The organism is Mucilaginibacter sp. dw_454 (genome assembly GCF_018449775.1).
In the GTDB taxonomy this organism is placed as follows: Bacteria; Bacteroidota; Bacteroidia; order Sphingobacteriales; family Sphingobacteriaceae; genus Mucilaginibacter.
The window spans coordinates 1,094,649-1,109,765 of sequence record NZ_JAAVVB010000001.1; the positions used below are offsets into that span (position 1 = coordinate 1,094,649).

Below are 15,117 nucleotides of genomic sequence, written 5' to 3' on the forward strand. Positions count from 1 at the left end.
AGTTGGTTATTTAAAAAACAGCTGTTTAAACTGCATATAAACTTTGTTTAGGCCACTAATCTTATTAGTTTGGTAACCAAGTAGCTTCGCCTTATCGCCTACATAAACAGCAATCATATTTTTGTCTGTTGGTGTAAGAAGGTCTTGTTGAGTATGGTCGATTGATTTTAGAATTGCTCCTGATGAAGCATTTTTTTTAAAAGAGCTATTGGCCTGTGTCGGCATACCTGCAGTTGTTGCCTGTTTTAATTGCGGAGTCTCATCAATGTTTAGAAAATCGGCTAACTTTCTTATAGTTTCATCCGGGTTATCGCAAAGCGACTCATATCGCAACAAAAAAAATCTTAGATCATTAACAATCGCAGTGTCAGCAGCTACCTGGTATGAGATATTCAGGTATCGCAAAGCATTGCGTAAGGTAACGCCGGGCTCCATCGCCTTGCGCGAGGTTAGAGTAGCGATAGGCTCACGTACTACATGCACAATTTTAGCTTCAGGAAATTCTGCCCAGATGCGATTTAGAAAACGTTCGTTGGTTGGCGTTTTATCTACCCATGCCGCGGCAGTTAACTTATTAATGCAAGACGCATAGGCCAATATAATAGCGGAGTGCGGCCATTGCGTACCTTCAGCATGCGACAATTGCTGCCACCATGCCAGTACATATCGCGCAAAATCAATATAAGGTGATGTTATTTCATCAGTTTTACCCAAAAGCCAGTAAGGAGGTTGGTTAATAGGGTTAACCAAACGACGCAACCATTCTGTACCCAGGTATTGCGGCCATTGGTTGGTTGGCAACCGTTTTAATTTAAGTTCAAGGTTAGTATAAAAAGTACCCTCTGATGGTAAAACGGTTAACTGCGGATGTCCATCTAACAGGTTTTGCACCAATGTCGTACCGCTTCTATGCACACCGCAAACAAAAACCGGGCGATGGCGTAGCGCTAAACCGCTCGCTATTTGTGTTTCGCTAAGCTTCATCGGCCCCAATCCTTCAGCCTCTCGCCATACCAATTCTGACCATTGCAATGTAACATAAAGCAAATCCGCCGGCGGCGCGGTTTCCAGTCTGCGCGTAGGTAACAGCTTATCTAATTCGTTTTCGGCTTCAATAATTTGCTTAAGCATGAGCAATTGATTGGTCAATACGTTATGGTAAATACTGTAAAAAAGCTTTTTGGGTTGCTTTCTCCGCAATAATAAACTATCAGCCAAAAAAAGATATTTTCCTAAAGCGCAAGCCTACAGATGATTGCGAATATTTACAGGTACCAAACACCGCCCATATTCGTTTTTTAACAATTTTTTAACCCCGGCAGTAACATTTTTCTATATTTGCGGCGGGTAAGTCTTTTACGGCCAGCTCCTCTTGAACTCCCCCAGGGTGGGAACGCAGCAAGGGTAGAGAGTTGAGCGGCGCGATAAAAGTAGCTTACCCATTTTTTGTGCCTTTTTTTTTACAAAACACTTGCAAATCAGCCGATTTGTGTTTAAATTTAATCAGCAATTATTTGTTTCACAATAAATTTCGGAGGGTTAACCATGAAGAAGAAATCTACTATGGTATTTCAGTCTGGCAAGACTGAAACCGATAATGCCGAATTACAAACCAACAGAATCAATAGTCAAAAAATGTATCGTGACCATCGCGCCAGTGACTATCATGGTCATGGCCGATGTAATAAATTTCCGTTTGGCAGCAGCCACGGACCCTTATATTTTTGATTGACTGTTTGTTCATTATGGTTTAACACCGTTTCGGCACGGCGTATTAGTTTAGTTTGCCTAAACCAACCCATTGCGTTAGTCATTCGAAATTCATTATTCCGTAATCGGGCAGCTAATATTTATACGACCACACATAATACTTTAAATCTCATTATAATTGCATAAAGTTCAATTATAATGCTCGATCTACTTATTATCGGCGGTGGCCCAATTGGTATAGCTTGCGGTTTAAAAGCGCAAAAGGCAGGTTTAAGTTTCATAATTATTGAAAAAGGCTGCCTGGTAAACTCGTTATACAACTACCCCGCTACTATGACATTTTTCTCTACTTCAGAGAAATTGGAGATTGGCAACATACCTTTTGTAACCATCAGCAATAAACCTACACGTGCCGAGGCTTTGGAGTATTATCGCCGTGTAGCAACATCGAATAATTTGCCTATCAATTTATTTGAAGATGTAACGGCTTTAACACGCGACGGTGAAGGTTACACCATCGTTACCAACAAAGACACTTACCAGGCTAAACGCGTTATTATATCCACCGGATTTTATGATGTCGCCGTAAATCTGGATATTCCTGGCGAAGACCTGCCTAAAGTAAAACATTACTACAAAGACCCTCACTTTTTTGCCATGCAGAAAGTAGTTGTGGTAGGTTCAAGTAACTCGGCTATTGATGTGGCCTTGGAGACTTATCGTAAAGGTGCTGACGTTACGTTGGTTATTCGTGGCGGTGAGATCAGCCATAGGGTAAAATACTGGGTGCGGCCCGACATTATTAACCGCATTAAAGAAGGCAGCATTAAAGCCTATTTTAATTCAAACCTTAAGGCTGTTCGCGAACACGACGTGGACATTGAAACACCAGATGGCCTGGTTACTATTCCTAATGATTTTGTGATGGCGATGACCGGTTACAAGCCAAATTTTGATCAGTTAAAAAAATGGGGATTGATTTTATCTGACGATAAATTCATCCCTCAATACAATCCTGATACCATGGAAACCAACCTGCCGGGCCTGTATTTAGCCGGTGTAGTTTGCGGCGGGTTAGATACGCATTTATGGTTCATAGAAAACTCGCGCATTCATGCTGATATGATTGTAGATGATATTGTATCTAGGCGCCGGGTATAAAGCCCTCAGTCCTAAGTTAAAAAACCGCAGATTACCAGCTTTTGACTCCAGACTAACAGTATCACGTCATTAAATCAAATTTTCCTTGCATAAATAAAAATTAATGCAAACTTTTGCATCAAATTTTAAATAAAGCAACAATCTATCAAAATGATACTGCAAACCTTAAATAAGCCCACTGTTAGAGCATGTTCTGCTCCGGTTGCCGCTGCTTTGGTTCTGGCTGTTTTATTTATCCCATCACGACGAAGGCTGTATATGCCACGGGTTTAATTACCGGCACTTCTATTGCCCGTCTACAGAAGTTATTTAAAACTTCTTCATCAAAAAAATCATTAATTACTAAAGGCTCAGGCCAATTTTTAACGGTAATTTTTTCTATTTACAATGACTATACAAGATTTCGATATACAGGTTGCTACAGCACAGCATGTAGACTACGCCCCGCTCATTACCGATGAGATGGCTGAGTCGGCAAAGGCACGTGGTACCGGTATAGCACAACGTACACCAGAATATGTCGCCAGCAAAATGCTGGAGGGCAAGGCGGTAATAGCGCTACATAAAGACGGCACCTGGGCCGGATTTTGCTACATAGAAACCTGGAGCCATGGCGATTTCGTGGCCAACTCGGGCCTGATCGTAGCACCCCAGTTTAGAAAAGCAGGCTTGGCTAAGGCTATTAAGCATAAAATATTTGAACTTTCGCGCACCAAATATCCTGAGGCAAAGCTATTTGGCTTAACCACGGGGTTAGCTGTTATGAAGATTAACTCTGAATTGGGCTACGAGCCAGTTACTTATTCAGAATTAACCCAGGACGAAGATTTCTGGAAAGGCTGCAGGAGTTGCGTCAACTACGATATCCTGACCATGAAGGAACGTAAAAATTGCATGTGTACCGCTATGTTGTTCGACCCGGTTGAGAAGGCTAAAGATGCTGAGTTGCAAAAGCAAGAGAATCTGGAGAAAATGACTAAGAAAGCGACACTGTTCGAACGGATAGAAAGCGCTATAAAAAGCTTCGGTCAACATTAATAAGCTAAAAGACTAAAGCTAAAAGCAGAAAGCTAAAAACTGATGAGAGATTTTAGGAAATTAGAAGTTTGGAAAAAAGCACATAACCTAAATTTGTTTGTGTACTTGAACCTGCTGCCTAAATTTCCCAAAAGTGAGCAGTTTGATATGCTAAGTCAGACAAAACGTGCAGCATATTCAATTCCATTAAATGTTGTGGAGGGAAGTGGCAGATTTACTGAGAAGGATTTCGCTCATTTTTTAGATATGGCGCTAGGATCTGCTCATGAATTAGAATACTGCTGTCTTTTATGCAAGGATTTATCTTACATAGACGAGGAATTATTTAACAATACTAATAATCTTATTAACGAAGTAAAAGCCATGTTAATTGGCTTGATTAAAAAAATAAGAGAGTAAAAAGCTTTGGTCTTTTTGCTTTCTGCTTTCAGCTTATATATGGAAAAGAAAAAAGTAGTTTTAGCGTATAGCGGAGGTTTAGACACCTCATTTTGTTGTATATACTTAACCCGCGATTTGGGTTATGAAGTGCATTCGGTTATTGTAAACACCGGCGGTTTTAGCGACGAAGAGTTGGCTCTGGTTGAAAAACGTGCTTACGAAATGGGGGTTACCTCACACCATGTGGTTGACGAAACCGAAAACTTTTACAATACCTGCGTACGCTACTTAATTTATGGCAACGTATTAAAAAACAACACTTATCCATTATCTGTAAGTGCCGAACGTGTTAGTCAGGCTACTGCCATTGCCAATTATGCCAAAGAAATCGGTGCCGAGTTTGTTGCTCATGGTAGCACCGGGGCCGGTAATGACCAGGTTAGGTTTGATATGATCTTTAATATTCTGATCCCTAATGTAGGTATCATCACTCCTATCCGTGATTTGAAATTGAGTCGCGAGGCAGAAATTGAATACTTGAAAAAACATGGTGTGGAGATGAACTTTGAGAAAGCCAAATACTCAATCAACAAAGGTATCTGGGGCACATCGGTTGGTGGTAAAGAAACCTTAACCTCAAACTTAGGCATGCCTGAAGAGGCATGGCCTACACAAGTAACAGCTACCGAAAAAAGAAATATCGAACTAACTTTTGAAAAAGGTGAACTGATTGCGCTTGACGGTAAAAAATATAATAGCCCTACCCAGATTATTCAAGAACTGCAAGCTATTGCCCAGCCTTATGGTGTAGGTAGAGATATTCATGTCGGCGACACCATCATAGGTATAAAGGGCCGCGTGGGTTTTGAGGCTGCAGCGCCAATGATCATTATTAAAGCGCATCATACTTTAGAGAAGCATACGCTAACCAAATGGCAGTTAACCTGGAAAGATCAATTGTCTATGTTCTACGGCAACTGGCTACATGAGGGTCAATTCCATGATCCTATTATGCGTAATATGGAAGCCTTCCTTACTGATACGCAAAAACAGGTTAGTGGTAAAGTATTTATTGAATTGCAGCCTTACAGGTTCCAAATTATAGGTATTGAATCTGATCATGATTTGATGTCGAACAAATTTGGTAGCTATGGTGAGATGAACAATGCCTGGAGCGGCGAGGATGTTAAAGGCTTCTCCAAAATATTTGGTAACCAGGTGATGATCTATCACAAAGTTAACGGCGGCGAATAGATGAACACGATATTCTCAAAGAGCGAATGTTTAGAACATTATACCTGGGGCGATGATTGCCACGGATGGATCTTTGTGGATACGGACGCCTTATCGGTTAAACAAGAGCTGATGCCGCCAGATACTGCCGAAAAGTTGCATTATCATGAGCAGGCGACCCAGTTTTTCTACATCATGAACGGCAGGGCGAAATTCACTGTTGACGGTGAGGTCATCGAACTAAGAGAACAGCAGGCTATTCAGATTGACCCCATGCAGCAACATTCAATAGCCAATCATCAGCATACGGACCTGGAATTTTTAGTATATTCTTATCCATCGACAAAAAATGACAGAATTGAAATCAAATAAAGTAAAAGCAGGCATTATAGGTGGAGCGGGTTATACCGGCGGCGAAATGCTGCGGATTTTGGTAAACCATCCCGATGTTGAAATAGCTTTTGTACATAGCAACAGCAACGCCGGCAATTATTTATACGAAGTACATACCGATTTATTTGGCGATACCGAGCAAAAATTCACTGGCGAGTTGTCGACTGATATCGATGTGCTTTTTCTTTGTGTAGGTCATGGCGATGCTAAGAAGTTTTTAGATGCAAATCCTATCCCGGATAATGTTAAAATTATCGACCTGAGCCAGGATTTCAGGTTAAATGCTAACGCTCAACTAGGAAGTAAAACCTTTGTTTATGGTTTGCCTGAGTTAAACAGAGACGCTATCAAATCGGCACAAAACGTGGCTAATCCGGGTTGTTTTGCAACTACTATTCAGTTGGGATTATTGCCATTAGCCTCGATAAGCAAATTGGATAAAGAAGTTCATATTTCGGCAACTACGGGATCTACAGGCGCTGGACAAAGTCTTGCTCCTACTTCGCACTTTACCTGGAGAAATGATAACCTATCGGTTTATAAAGTTTTCGGTCACCAGCATTTGAATGAGATTGGCGAATCTTTAAAGCAATTACAGCCTGCTTTCGCGCAGCCCATAAGCTTTGTGCCTTACCGGGGCGATTTTACCCGTGGTATTTTTGCTTCTATTTACATGGATAGTGATTTGACCGAGGCTGAAGCTTTAAAACTGTATGAGGATTTTTATGCCGGTCACCCGTTTACGCATGTAACCAGCCATAACATCGACCTAAAACAGGTGGTTAACACCAATAAGGTTTTTTTACAAGTTAAAAAATATGATAATAAGCTTTTCATTATCAGCATGTTAGATAATTTACTGAAAGGCGCATCTGGTCAAGCGGTTCAAAACATGAACTTAATGTTTGGCTTAGATGAGCGCGCAGGTCTTCGACTTAAGGCGACCGGATTTTAAACCGACAGCCACAGCGGAACCTTTATTCACTAATTATCTAAATTTTAACAATTAATAATATGAAACCGTTCGACGTATATCCTATCAATCCCATCAACATAGTAAAAGGCCGGGGAAGCCTGGTTTATGATGATAAAGGACAAGAATATCTGGACCTATATGGTGGTCACGCTGTAATATCTATCGGCCATACTCACCCTCATTACGTAAAAAGACTGGAAGACCAATTACACCAATTAGGCTTCTATTCAAACTCTATAGAGATACCAATCCAAAAAGAGCTAGCCGAGAAGCTAGGCCATGTATCGGGTAAAGAAAACTACCAGTTATTCTTGATCAACTCCGGTGCAGAAGCCGATGAGAATGCATTGAAACTGGCATCGTTTTATAATGGCAAAAAGAAGGTAATAGCCTTCACAGGCGCTTTTCACGGCCGTACTTCTCTGGCGGTTGCGGTTACTGATAATCCAAAGATAGTAGCCCCGATTAATGAAACAGATAATGTGATTAGGTTACCGTGGGCTGATGAGGCTGCTTTAGAACAAGCTTTTGCTGATCATGATGATATCTCATCAGTAATTATTGAAGGTATTCAAGGCGTAGGCGGCATACAGGTTGCGCCGGAAAGCTTCCTGCAAAAGATCAGATCGCTCTGCGACACACATAACGCGGTATTTATTGCAGATTCGGTACAATGCGGTTACGGCCGTACAGGTAAGTTCTATTCGCACGATTTTGCTGGTGTTGATGCAGACATTTACACCATGGCTAAGGGCATGGGCAATGGCTTCCCCATTGGTGCAATCAGCATCGCTCCAAAATTCCATGCTGTCTACGGCATGCTGGGTACTACTTTTGGCGGTAATCATTTAGCTTGCGCGGCGGCTTTAGCTGTGTTGGAAGTTATTGAACAACATAACTTGATGCAAAACGCTGCTGAAGTGGGTGGTTATTTAATTGAAGAGTTAAAGAAGTTTAAACAGGTTACCGAAGTTAGAGGACGTGGTTTAATGATCGGCATTGATTTACCTGCTGAATATGCTAATGCTAAAAAAGACTTATTATTTAAACATCATATCTTTACCGGCGAAGCTAAACCAAATGTGATCAGGCTGTTGCCTGCTTTAAATTTAACTAAAGCACATGCTGATCAATTTTTAGAGGCTTTTAATGCTGTATTGAAATAAGAAATAAATACTGTCATTTCGTCCAACGGGAGAAATCTTATATCAAGTCGCTTGCATAAGATTTCTCACTACGTTTCGAAATGACAAACGATATATTGAGACCATGAAACTATTTTCTTCCGTAAACGACGTAACCGATATAAACGCACTTGTTGCCGAGGGCCTGGAACTTAAAAAGAACCCGTACGCGCATCAGCATCTGGGTAAAAACAAAACTTTAGGATTGGTATTTCTTAATCCAAGCTTACGTACCCGCATGAGCACCCAAAAAGCTGCTCTTAACCTGGGCATGAATGTCATGGTGTTAAACATCGATAAAGAAGGCTGGGCCTTAGAGCTGCGCGATAATGTGGTAATGAACGGCGCGACTGTCGAGCATATCCGCGAGGCTGCCGGTGTTATGGGTCAGTATGTTGATATATTGGGTGTACGTTCTTTTCCGGGCTTGACCGACCGTGAAGAAGATTATACCGAAGTGATCTTTAATAAGTTTGTTGAGTTTTGCGGTGTTCCGGTGGTGAGTTTGGAATCAGCCACCCGCCACCCTTTACAAAGCCTGGCCGATTTGATTACTATTGAAGAATTAAAGACCCGTCAGCGCCCAAAAGTGGTGTTAACCTGGGCTCCGCACATAAAACCATTACCTCAGGCAGTACCAAATTCATTTGCCGAATGGATGTGTAAAGCCGACGTTGATTTTGTGATCGCGCACCCTGCCGGTTATGAATTGAGTACTGATTTTACTCACGGCGCTACAATCACCCAAAGTCAAGACGAAGCCCTTGCAGATGCAGATTTTATTTACGTAAAAAACTGGTCGGCTTTTGAGCCTTATGGGCAAATATTTGGAGGTAACGAAGACTGGATGCTTACTAACGACAGACTAAAGATCACCAACAAAGCTAAAGTAATGCATTGCCTGCCTGTACGCCGCGATTTGGAGCTGTCTGCCGAGGTTTTAGACGGCCCAAGCTCAATTGTTGTACATGAGGCTGCTAATCGTGTATGGGCTGCGCAAGCTGTATTAAAGCAGATGCTGGAGCGGTTGCAATAGCGCTATGTATACCCCTAAGATCAATTTATTGGATGATAAGCAGGAAGCCGTTAGTTTTATGCAACACTATAGTTTTGCTACTATTGTTACGGTAAAGAACGGGATTCCATCGGCAACACATTTGCCTTTTGTTGTTTCGCTGCGCGATGAGCAGATCATCCTGACTTCGCATTTCGCTAAAATCAATCCGCAGGTTAAAGAATTGCTTGATGGCAATCCCTTGGTTATCTTTACCGAACCACACGCCTATATCTCACCCAAACATTACGAGAGTGAGCGAAGTGTACCAACGTGGAATTACATTTCGGTACATGCGTATGGCAAAGCAACATTAATTGAAAGTGCGGAAGAAAAAGCAAAGCTACTCGAGCAGACCATTCGCTTTTATGAAGATGATTACCTGAAACAATGGAACGGATTGTCGGAAGATTATAAATTAAAGATGATGAAAGGCATCACCGGTTTTGAAATCATAGTTACAGAACTACAGGGTAAGAAAAAATTGAGCCAGAACAGAAGCGATATAGAGAAAGAGCGCATCATCGCAGATCTAAGCGCTAGTCAGGATTGGGCAGCTAAAGCTATTGCCGACTACATGTCTAAGTAGCTTTCTCTTCGGGTATAGACGCGGCAATCACACGGTTCAACGTCAGCCCCTGCACAATTACCGAAAATATAACGATAAAATAGCTGGCAGCCAATATAACGTGTCGGTAAGGGCTATAAGGTAATGATAGCGCCAAAGCTATAGAGATACCACCCCGCAAACCTGCCCAGGTAAGTATGTTGATGTTTTTAAGGTTGGTGTGTACAATTTTCTTAAAGAACACCAACGGAGTTAAAATGCTGATCCATCGCGCTATCAGTATAGCAGCTATGCCGATACTACCTATCAGCCAATAATTGTTCAGGTAGGGTAAATTGATCATCTGCAAACCTATCATCACAAAAAGAATAGTATTCAGCATTTCATCAATCAACTCCCAAAATTTTTCAAGCGACTGGTGCGAATGCTCAGAACTATCAAGATTAATACTCCGATTTCCTGCAAACAGTCCAGCAGTAACTACAGCCAGCGGGATAGAAAAATGCATATAAGCGGCAACAACAGATATACTCATTACCAACGCTACCGATACCAATACAATAGTTTGAAAATCGGTAATACTTTTCATCAGCCTGAAAGCGATAAAGCCCAGGAATGCGCCTAAAATTATCCCGCCAAAAACCTCTTTTACAAATAGTACTACTGTTTTTGCCAAATCCAGTTTATCATTACCAGAGTCGATAAATTCCAATATAGTGATAAACAACACCAATCCTATCCCATCGTTAAACAACGACTCGCCTGATATGATAGTCTCCAAATTAACGGGCAATCTTGAGTTTTTGATAATGGCGCCAACTGCTACCGGGTCTGTAGGTGAGATCAGTGCACCAAACAATAAGCAATAAACTAATGGTATGTGGATACCGAAGAGGTTAGTGATCCAATAAAATAACCAACCGAAAACCACCGTAGAAATAATTACACCGATAGTACTCAGTATAAATACCGGTCGCATCTCTTTTTTAAGCCGACGTGTATTTAGTGTAAATGAGCTGGAGAAGAGCAGAAAACCCAACATAATATTGAGCACCGTACTTGAGAAATTAATGTGCTTTGCCAGCAATGTCAAATAATGGGCTGTGTTGGGATCAACACTATCAATAAAAATGGTGATAATGGACGCTACAACGGCTATGGTTACAATGCCAATGGTGCCAGGCAGTTTAACAAAACGGGCGTTGATGTAAGAGTAAAAAGCGCTTACAATAACTAATAAAGCAATAATCGAAAACAAATCCATTAGGCTACCGGCAATTAACAGGTTTATTTTTCAGGCTCCACCGTTCGGGTGGCACGGTTAAAACTACGTATAATGAGCCTGTTATCGCTATTCTTGGTAAAGTAGTTAATCATCCAGGTTAAAATAACCGAACTCTTGTTAGAAAAACCCGCCAGCGACAGAATATGTACAAAGCCCCACAACAACCACGCAAAAAATCCCTGGAAATGTAATTTACCTAAATCTGCCACGGCTTTGTTGCGGCCAATGGTAGCCAGCGTACCTTTATCACGATATACAAATGGCTCGGTTGGTTGATTGTTAACCAGGTGCGTTAAGTTTTTAGCCAGCCAGGCACCCTGCTGTATTGCTGCCGGCGCAACACCGGGATGTCCATTAGGATATTCTTCGCTAATAATTGCCGACACATCGCCTATGGCGAATATGTTTTCATAGCCTTTTACACGGTTAATATCATCTGTTTCAATACGCGAACCGCGCGCCAGTTTGACATTCTGCATGCCTTCGGGCACCTCTCCCATAACACCTGCCGCCCAAAATACATTACGCGTTTGCAGCACCATGCCGTCATCAATTTTCAAGGTATGCCCATTGTAGCTTTGAACGTGAACGCTATTGTATATAATTACATCGTTAGCAGCCAAAAACTGCTTGGCTTTGCGCGATGCACCGTCAGACATGGCAGCCAGTAACCGGTCTTTACCCTCCACCAGGTAAACTTTCATATCCTGCTTACTCAGCCCGTGGTAATCTTTTTCTAATATCAGGTGACGCATTTCACCTAAGGCACCGGCCAGTTCAACACCGGTAGGCCCGCCGCCAACTACCACAAAAGTCATTAGCGCGTCGCGTTCGGCTTTATCTTGAGTGATTAACGCCTTTTCCAAATGCTGCAATGTTAATCCGCGAAGATTAAGTGCTTCGGGTACATTCTTCATCGGCATGGTGCAGGTTTCCAGATCTTTGTTACCAAAAAAATTAGTGTTTGATCCGGTGGCTATCACCAAATAATCATAATGGACATCACCTATGCTGGTATTGATAGTATTCGATTCTGGATTTATCTTCTCGACATTAGCCAAATTGAAGCTAAAGTTATCCTGATAAGTAAATATCCTGCGGATAGGAAACGCAATAGAATCAGCCGGGATAGCACCCATAGCCACCTGGTAAAGCAACGGTTGAAACGTGTGGTAATTATGTTTATCAAGCATCAGCACCTCAACAGGGGCGTTCTTTAACTTCTTTGCTAATTGTAATCCGCCAAAACCACCGCCGATAATAACTACCCTTGGCTTACTTTTATTTTCTTGCTCCATATATAAAGATGACAGACTCGTGCTAAATGATTAAGTGCTTGCTAAAATATGTAAAGTGTATTTGTTATTTTTAGCTCTTATGTAAAATCGGCATGAAAAAAATTTTTCTTTACACTTTACCGCTGCTATTTATGGCAGCATTCGTTCAAGGTCAAATTAAAAAAGTTGACAGCTGGACCGATGGCAAATACCTTAACATTAATGGTGCCAAATTATGGGTGGTAACGGTTGGCGAAGGCGACCCTATCATCTTCATTTCCGGTGGCCCTGGTGGTGCACACGTTGGTTTGCGCAGCTTTGACCCACTGGCCGACGGTCATCATCAGCTAATATATTTTGATGCCTTTGGACGAGGTAAATCAGACACAGCAAAAAAAGTGTCCGAGTATACTTTGGCGCGGGATATTGAAGACCTGGAAGGTTTACGTAAGGCACTAAAGCTGGATAAAATAACCATCCTGGGACACTCTTACGGTGGCGTGGTGGCTCAAGGCTACGCCGTTAAATATGGCGAACATCTAAGTCACCTGATATTGGCGGATACCTTTCACAGTTTTGTGATGTGGCAGGAAAATGACGACAGCTCAAACCGCGAGATTAAAAACAGCTACCCAGAGGTTTGGGATGAGCTGATGAAAATCCGTGAGCAGGGAGCAGTATCAAGCGACCCAATACACCAGGAGGCTTATAGCAAGGTACCTTACGGATTTTTGTATGCCTATAATCCGGACAAATTTGCCACACGTGGAAGCAAACCCTACCCTAACGCTTATAATGCTAAACTTTACTACCAGATGGTTGGTAAGGATGGCGATTTTATTGTAGGCAGCGACATTGGCACATTCGACTATCGGAAACAATTAAAAGACCTGAAAATGCCGGTACTGATAGTAACAGGCCGTTATGACCGCGTTGCAGTACCATGGATGGCGATTAAGTTTAAAGAGTATTGCCCGCAAGCGCAGTTTGTACTATTTGAGAGATCAGGACATAACCCGCAGATAGAAGAGCCAGAGAAAGAATTCAAAATTATCAATGACTTTTTGGCAAAATAAAACCATCTGATATAGCTCATGTAAACAGGGTGATTTATATGACTTACCCAATGTTTTTACCATTTTTAGTTATAACTGTCTTTTTTTTGACTGAAAACTTATCAGATAAGCGGCTTTTTGCCCAATAATTCGTTAATTTTGTATCGAATTATGACTATTTGAGCATGAAATCCTTACATATTATTAAAATTGGCGGAAATGTTATAGATAATTCAGAAAATCTACACCATTTTTTGAAGGATTTTACCGAGTTCGACGGATATAAAATATTGGTACATGGAGGTGGTAAAGTAGCAACTCAACTTTCAGAAACCCTTGGAATTGAGGCCAAACTGGTTGATGGCCGCCGGATAACTGATATAGAAACTCTGCGTGTAGTTACCATGGTTTATGGAGGGCTGATCAACAAAAACATCGTCGCACAACTACAGCGTTTCGGCACTAATGCTATCGGATTAACCGGAGCCGATGGTAATTTTATTCGCACCAAAAAGCGCCCGGTAAAAACTATTGATTATGGCTTTGTGGGCGATATCGATGATAACTCGGTTGATGCCGAAGGAATTGGCCGGTTGCTGGAAGCGGGCTTCACTCCTGCTTTCTGTGCTTTAACACACGATGGCGAGGGCCAGCTTTTAAATACCAATGCCGATACTATTGCCTCTGCTTTAGCGGTTTCGTTATCGTCATCATTTGATACAACACTAATATATTGCTTTGAGAAAAAGGGTGTATTGATGGACGTTAATGATGACGACTCCATCATCAGAGATATTGACCCGGTTAGGTACGAGGAATTAAAAACAAAACAAATTATTCACAGTGGCATGCTGCCTAAACTCGAGAACGCTTTTACAGCAATAGCTTGTGGTGTTAAGGCCGTGGTAATTGGCCACTCAAACGATCTGGGCGAACTGAAAAGCGGTAAGCCATTTGGAACACGATTAAGCAAGACAATATGAATTCGCAACAACATATCGCTATTTTAGGCAGCGGAAATATAGGTTTATCATTAGCCAAGGGCCTGGTAAAATCAGGTATCTGCAAACCTGCTCAAATAACATTAACACGCCGCAACCTTGACGCGCTGGACGACTATGCGGCCGCGGGCTACCAGGTTACCAACCAAAATGTAAAAGCCGCAAAAAAGGCTGACATCGTTATTCTTGCGGTACTACCCCAACAGCTAAATAAATTACTGGAAGAGATTAAACCGGCTATAAAATCAGAGAAACAATTTTTAGTTTCGGTTATATCCGGCGTTAGTTGCAATGACATTCGTGAGCAACTGGAAATGAATGTGCAGGTTATCCGCGCTATGCCTAATACAGCCATCGCTATTGGCGATTCTATGACTTGCATAGCCACGGATAATGGCAGCACCAAGAATGTAAATCTGGTAAAATCACTATTTGATACTGTTGGTGTCACTATCCAGATCAACGAAGAATTAATGACGGCAGCTACAGCGCTTTGTGCTTGTGGTATTGCCTTCTTTCTACGTTCAGTTAGGGCAGCGTCACAAGGAGGCACAGAAATTGGTTTTCATGCGCATGATGCGCTTAAAATGGCCGCTCAAACAGCCAAAGGCGCGGCTAACCTTCTGTTACAATTACGATCTCACCCCGAACAGGAAATTGATAAGGTTACATCGCCAAAAGGCTGTACCATTGCCGGATTAAATGAGATGGAGCATAACGGCTTCAGCTCTGCCATGATAAAAGGCATTAAACTTTCAGCAGTAAAGGCGGGCGATTTGTATAAAAGCGAGGATTAAGTAA

The 15,117-nt window shown here is 41.8% G+C and carries 16 protein-coding genes and 1 other RNA gene; 14 read left to right on the plus strand and 3 right to left on the minus strand.

Features of this window, described 5'->3' with window-relative positions; genetic code table 11:
• Nucleotides 1–6 precede the first annotated feature (6 nt).
• Complete coding sequence (locus HB679_RS04930) at nucleotides 7–1,131, minus strand: sulfotransferase (RefSeq protein WP_214070820.1); 1,125 nt, start codon at nucleotides 1,129–1,131, stop codon at nucleotides 7–9.
• A gap of 214 nt (nucleotides 1,132–1,345) precedes the next feature.
• Between HB679_RS04930 and ffs the strand changes: the two genes are divergently transcribed.
• The 11 genes from ffs (at nucleotide 1,346) to HB679_RS04985 (ending at nucleotide 9,719) form a co-directional block, all read left to right on the plus strand.
• An RNA gene (gene ffs, locus HB679_RS04935) (signal recognition particle sRNA small type) lies at nucleotides 1,346–1,444 on the plus strand.
• A 101-nt stretch (nucleotides 1,445–1,545) separates the two neighbouring features.
• Nucleotides 1,546–1,728: a hypothetical protein gene (locus HB679_RS04940; RefSeq protein WP_214070821.1), complete on the plus strand. Its 183-nt coding sequence runs from the start codon at nucleotides 1,546–1,548 to the stop codon at nucleotides 1,726–1,728.
• 180 nt (nucleotides 1,729–1,908) lie between these two features.
• Nucleotides 1,909–2,871 (plus strand): YpdA family putative bacillithiol disulfide reductase, encoded by a 963-nt coding sequence (locus HB679_RS04945; RefSeq protein WP_214070822.1) that lies wholly within the window; start codon nucleotides 1,909–1,911, stop codon nucleotides 2,869–2,871.
• A gap of 387 nt (nucleotides 2,872–3,258) precedes the next feature.
• The gene (locus tag HB679_RS04950) at nucleotides 3,259–3,909 is read left to right on the plus strand and encodes a GNAT family N-acetyltransferase (RefSeq protein ID WP_214070823.1); all 651 of its coding nucleotides are present in this window, start codon (nucleotides 3,259–3,261) and stop codon (nucleotides 3,907–3,909) included.
• Nucleotides 3,910–3,951: 42 nt separating this feature from the next.
• Nucleotides 3,952–4,308 (plus strand): four helix bundle protein, encoded by a 357-nt coding sequence (locus HB679_RS04955; RefSeq protein WP_214070824.1) that lies wholly within the window; start codon nucleotides 3,952–3,954, stop codon nucleotides 4,306–4,308.
• 39 nt (nucleotides 4,309–4,347) lie between these two features.
• Nucleotides 4,348–5,544, plus strand: a complete 1,197-nt coding sequence (argG, locus tag HB679_RS04960) for an argininosuccinate synthase (RefSeq protein ID WP_214070825.1) — start codon at nucleotides 4,348–4,350, stop codon at nucleotides 5,542–5,544.
• The gene (locus HB679_RS04965; protein ID WP_214070826.1) at nucleotides 5,545–5,895 is read left to right on the plus strand and encodes a cupin domain-containing protein; all 351 of its coding nucleotides are present in this window, start codon (nucleotides 5,545–5,547) and stop codon (nucleotides 5,893–5,895) included. It abuts the gene before it with no gap.
• Entirely contained in the window at nucleotides 5,873–6,871 is a 999-nt protein-coding gene (gene argC, locus HB679_RS04970; protein ID WP_214070827.1) for an N-acetyl-gamma-glutamyl-phosphate reductase, read from the plus strand. The genes HB679_RS04965 and argC overlap by 23 nt, the downstream gene beginning before the upstream one ends.
• 59 nt (nucleotides 6,872–6,930) lie before the next feature.
• Nucleotides 6,931–8,058, plus strand: a complete 1,128-nt coding sequence (locus HB679_RS04975) for an aminotransferase class III-fold pyridoxal phosphate-dependent enzyme (RefSeq protein ID WP_214070828.1) — start codon at nucleotides 6,931–6,933, stop codon at nucleotides 8,056–8,058.
• A gap of 103 nt (nucleotides 8,059–8,161) precedes the next feature.
• Entirely contained in the window at nucleotides 8,162–9,112 is a 951-nt protein-coding gene (locus HB679_RS04980; RefSeq protein WP_214070829.1) for an acetylornithine carbamoyltransferase, read from the plus strand.
• 4 nt (nucleotides 9,113–9,116) lie between these two features.
• Nucleotides 9,117–9,719, plus strand: coding sequence for an FMN-binding negative transcriptional regulator (locus HB679_RS04985; RefSeq protein ID WP_214070830.1), 603 nt, complete (start codon nucleotides 9,117–9,119; stop codon nucleotides 9,717–9,719).
• Here the strand turns inward: HB679_RS04985 and HB679_RS04990 are convergent.
• Both HB679_RS04990 and HB679_RS04995 read right to left on the minus strand, forming a co-directional pair.
• The gene (locus tag HB679_RS04990; RefSeq protein WP_214070831.1) at nucleotides 9,712–10,962 is read right to left on the minus strand and encodes a sodium:proton antiporter; all 1,251 of its coding nucleotides are present in this window, start codon (nucleotides 10,960–10,962) and stop codon (nucleotides 9,712–9,714) included. The two genes, HB679_RS04985 and HB679_RS04990, sit on opposite strands and share 8 nt — an antisense overlap.
• A 23-nt stretch (nucleotides 10,963–10,985) precedes the next feature.
• Nucleotides 10,986–12,281: an NAD(P)/FAD-dependent oxidoreductase gene (locus HB679_RS04995; RefSeq protein WP_214070832.1), complete on the minus strand. Its 1,296-nt coding sequence runs from the start codon at nucleotides 12,279–12,281 to the stop codon at nucleotides 10,986–10,988.
• A 92-nt stretch (nucleotides 12,282–12,373) separates the two neighbouring features.
• Here HB679_RS04995 and HB679_RS05000 point away from each other — a divergent pair, with 92 nt between their 5' ends.
• The 3 genes from HB679_RS05000 to proC all read left to right on the plus strand — a co-directional run bounded on the left by HB679_RS05000 (nucleotide 12,374) and on the right by proC (nucleotide 15,113).
• Entirely contained in the window at nucleotides 12,374–13,336 is a 963-nt protein-coding gene (locus HB679_RS05000; protein ID WP_214070833.1) for an alpha/beta hydrolase, read from the plus strand.
• 164 nt (nucleotides 13,337–13,500) lie between these two features.
• The gene (gene argB, locus HB679_RS05005; RefSeq protein ID WP_214070834.1) at nucleotides 13,501–14,298 is read left to right on the plus strand and encodes an acetylglutamate kinase; all 798 of its coding nucleotides are present in this window, start codon (nucleotides 13,501–13,503) and stop codon (nucleotides 14,296–14,298) included.
• Nucleotides 14,295–15,113 (plus strand): pyrroline-5-carboxylate reductase, encoded by an 819-nt coding sequence (gene proC / locus HB679_RS05010; protein ID WP_214070835.1) that lies wholly within the window; start codon nucleotides 14,295–14,297, stop codon nucleotides 15,111–15,113. Before argB ends, proC begins: the two co-directional genes overlap by 4 nt.
• The last annotated feature ends 4 nt before the right edge of the window (nucleotides 15,114–15,117 follow it).

What these genes read in the sequence shown, in the direction of transcription:
- HB679_RS04945 (WP_214070822.1), top strand. Translation starts at nt 1,909, where the DNA reads ATGCTCGATCTACTTATTATCGGCGGTGGCCCAATTGGTATAGCTTGC.
- HB679_RS04950 (WP_214070823.1), top strand. Translation starts at nt 3,259, where the DNA reads ATGACTATACAAGATTTCGATATACAGGTTGCTACAGCACAGCATGTA.
- HB679_RS04955 (WP_214070824.1), top strand. Translation starts at nt 3,952, where the DNA reads ATGAGAGATTTTAGGAAATTAGAAGTTTGGAAAAAAGCACATAACCTA.
- HB679_RS04940 (WP_214070821.1), top strand. Translation starts at nt 1,546, where the DNA reads ATGAAGAAGAAATCTACTATGGTATTTCAGTCTGGCAAGACTGAAACC.
- HB679_RS04930 (WP_214070820.1), bottom strand. Translation starts at nt 1,131, where the DNA reads ATGCTTAAGCAAATTATTGAAGCCGAAAACGAATTAGATAAGCTGTTA.
- proC (WP_214070835.1), top strand. Translation starts at nt 14,295, where the DNA reads ATGAATTCGCAACAACATATCGCTATTTTAGGCAGCGGAAATATAGGT.
- HB679_RS04985 (WP_214070830.1), top strand. Translation starts at nt 9,117, where the DNA reads ATGTATACCCCTAAGATCAATTTATTGGATGATAAGCAGGAAGCCGTT.
- HB679_RS04980 (WP_214070829.1), top strand. Translation starts at nt 8,162, where the DNA reads ATGAAACTATTTTCTTCCGTAAACGACGTAACCGATATAAACGCACTT.
- argB (WP_214070834.1), top strand. Translation starts at nt 13,501, where the DNA reads ATGAAATCCTTACATATTATTAAAATTGGCGGAAATGTTATAGATAAT.
- HB679_RS05000 (WP_214070833.1), top strand. Translation starts at nt 12,374, where the DNA reads ATGAAAAAAATTTTTCTTTACACTTTACCGCTGCTATTTATGGCAGCA.
- HB679_RS04995 (WP_214070832.1), bottom strand. Translation starts at nt 12,281, where the DNA reads ATGGAGCAAGAAAATAAAAGTAAGCCAAGGGTAGTTATTATCGGCGGT.
- HB679_RS04965 (WP_214070826.1), top strand. Translation starts at nt 5,545, where the DNA reads ATGAACACGATATTCTCAAAGAGCGAATGTTTAGAACATTATACCTGG.
- HB679_RS04990 (WP_214070831.1), bottom strand. Translation starts at nt 10,962, where the DNA reads ATGGATTTGTTTTCGATTATTGCTTTATTAGTTATTGTAAGCGCTTTT.
- argG (WP_214070825.1), top strand. Translation starts at nt 4,348, where the DNA reads ATGGAAAAGAAAAAAGTAGTTTTAGCGTATAGCGGAGGTTTAGACACC.
- HB679_RS04975 (WP_214070828.1), top strand. Translation starts at nt 6,931, where the DNA reads ATGAAACCGTTCGACGTATATCCTATCAATCCCATCAACATAGTAAAA.
- argC (WP_214070827.1), top strand. Translation starts at nt 5,873, where the DNA reads ATGACAGAATTGAAATCAAATAAAGTAAAAGCAGGCATTATAGGTGGA.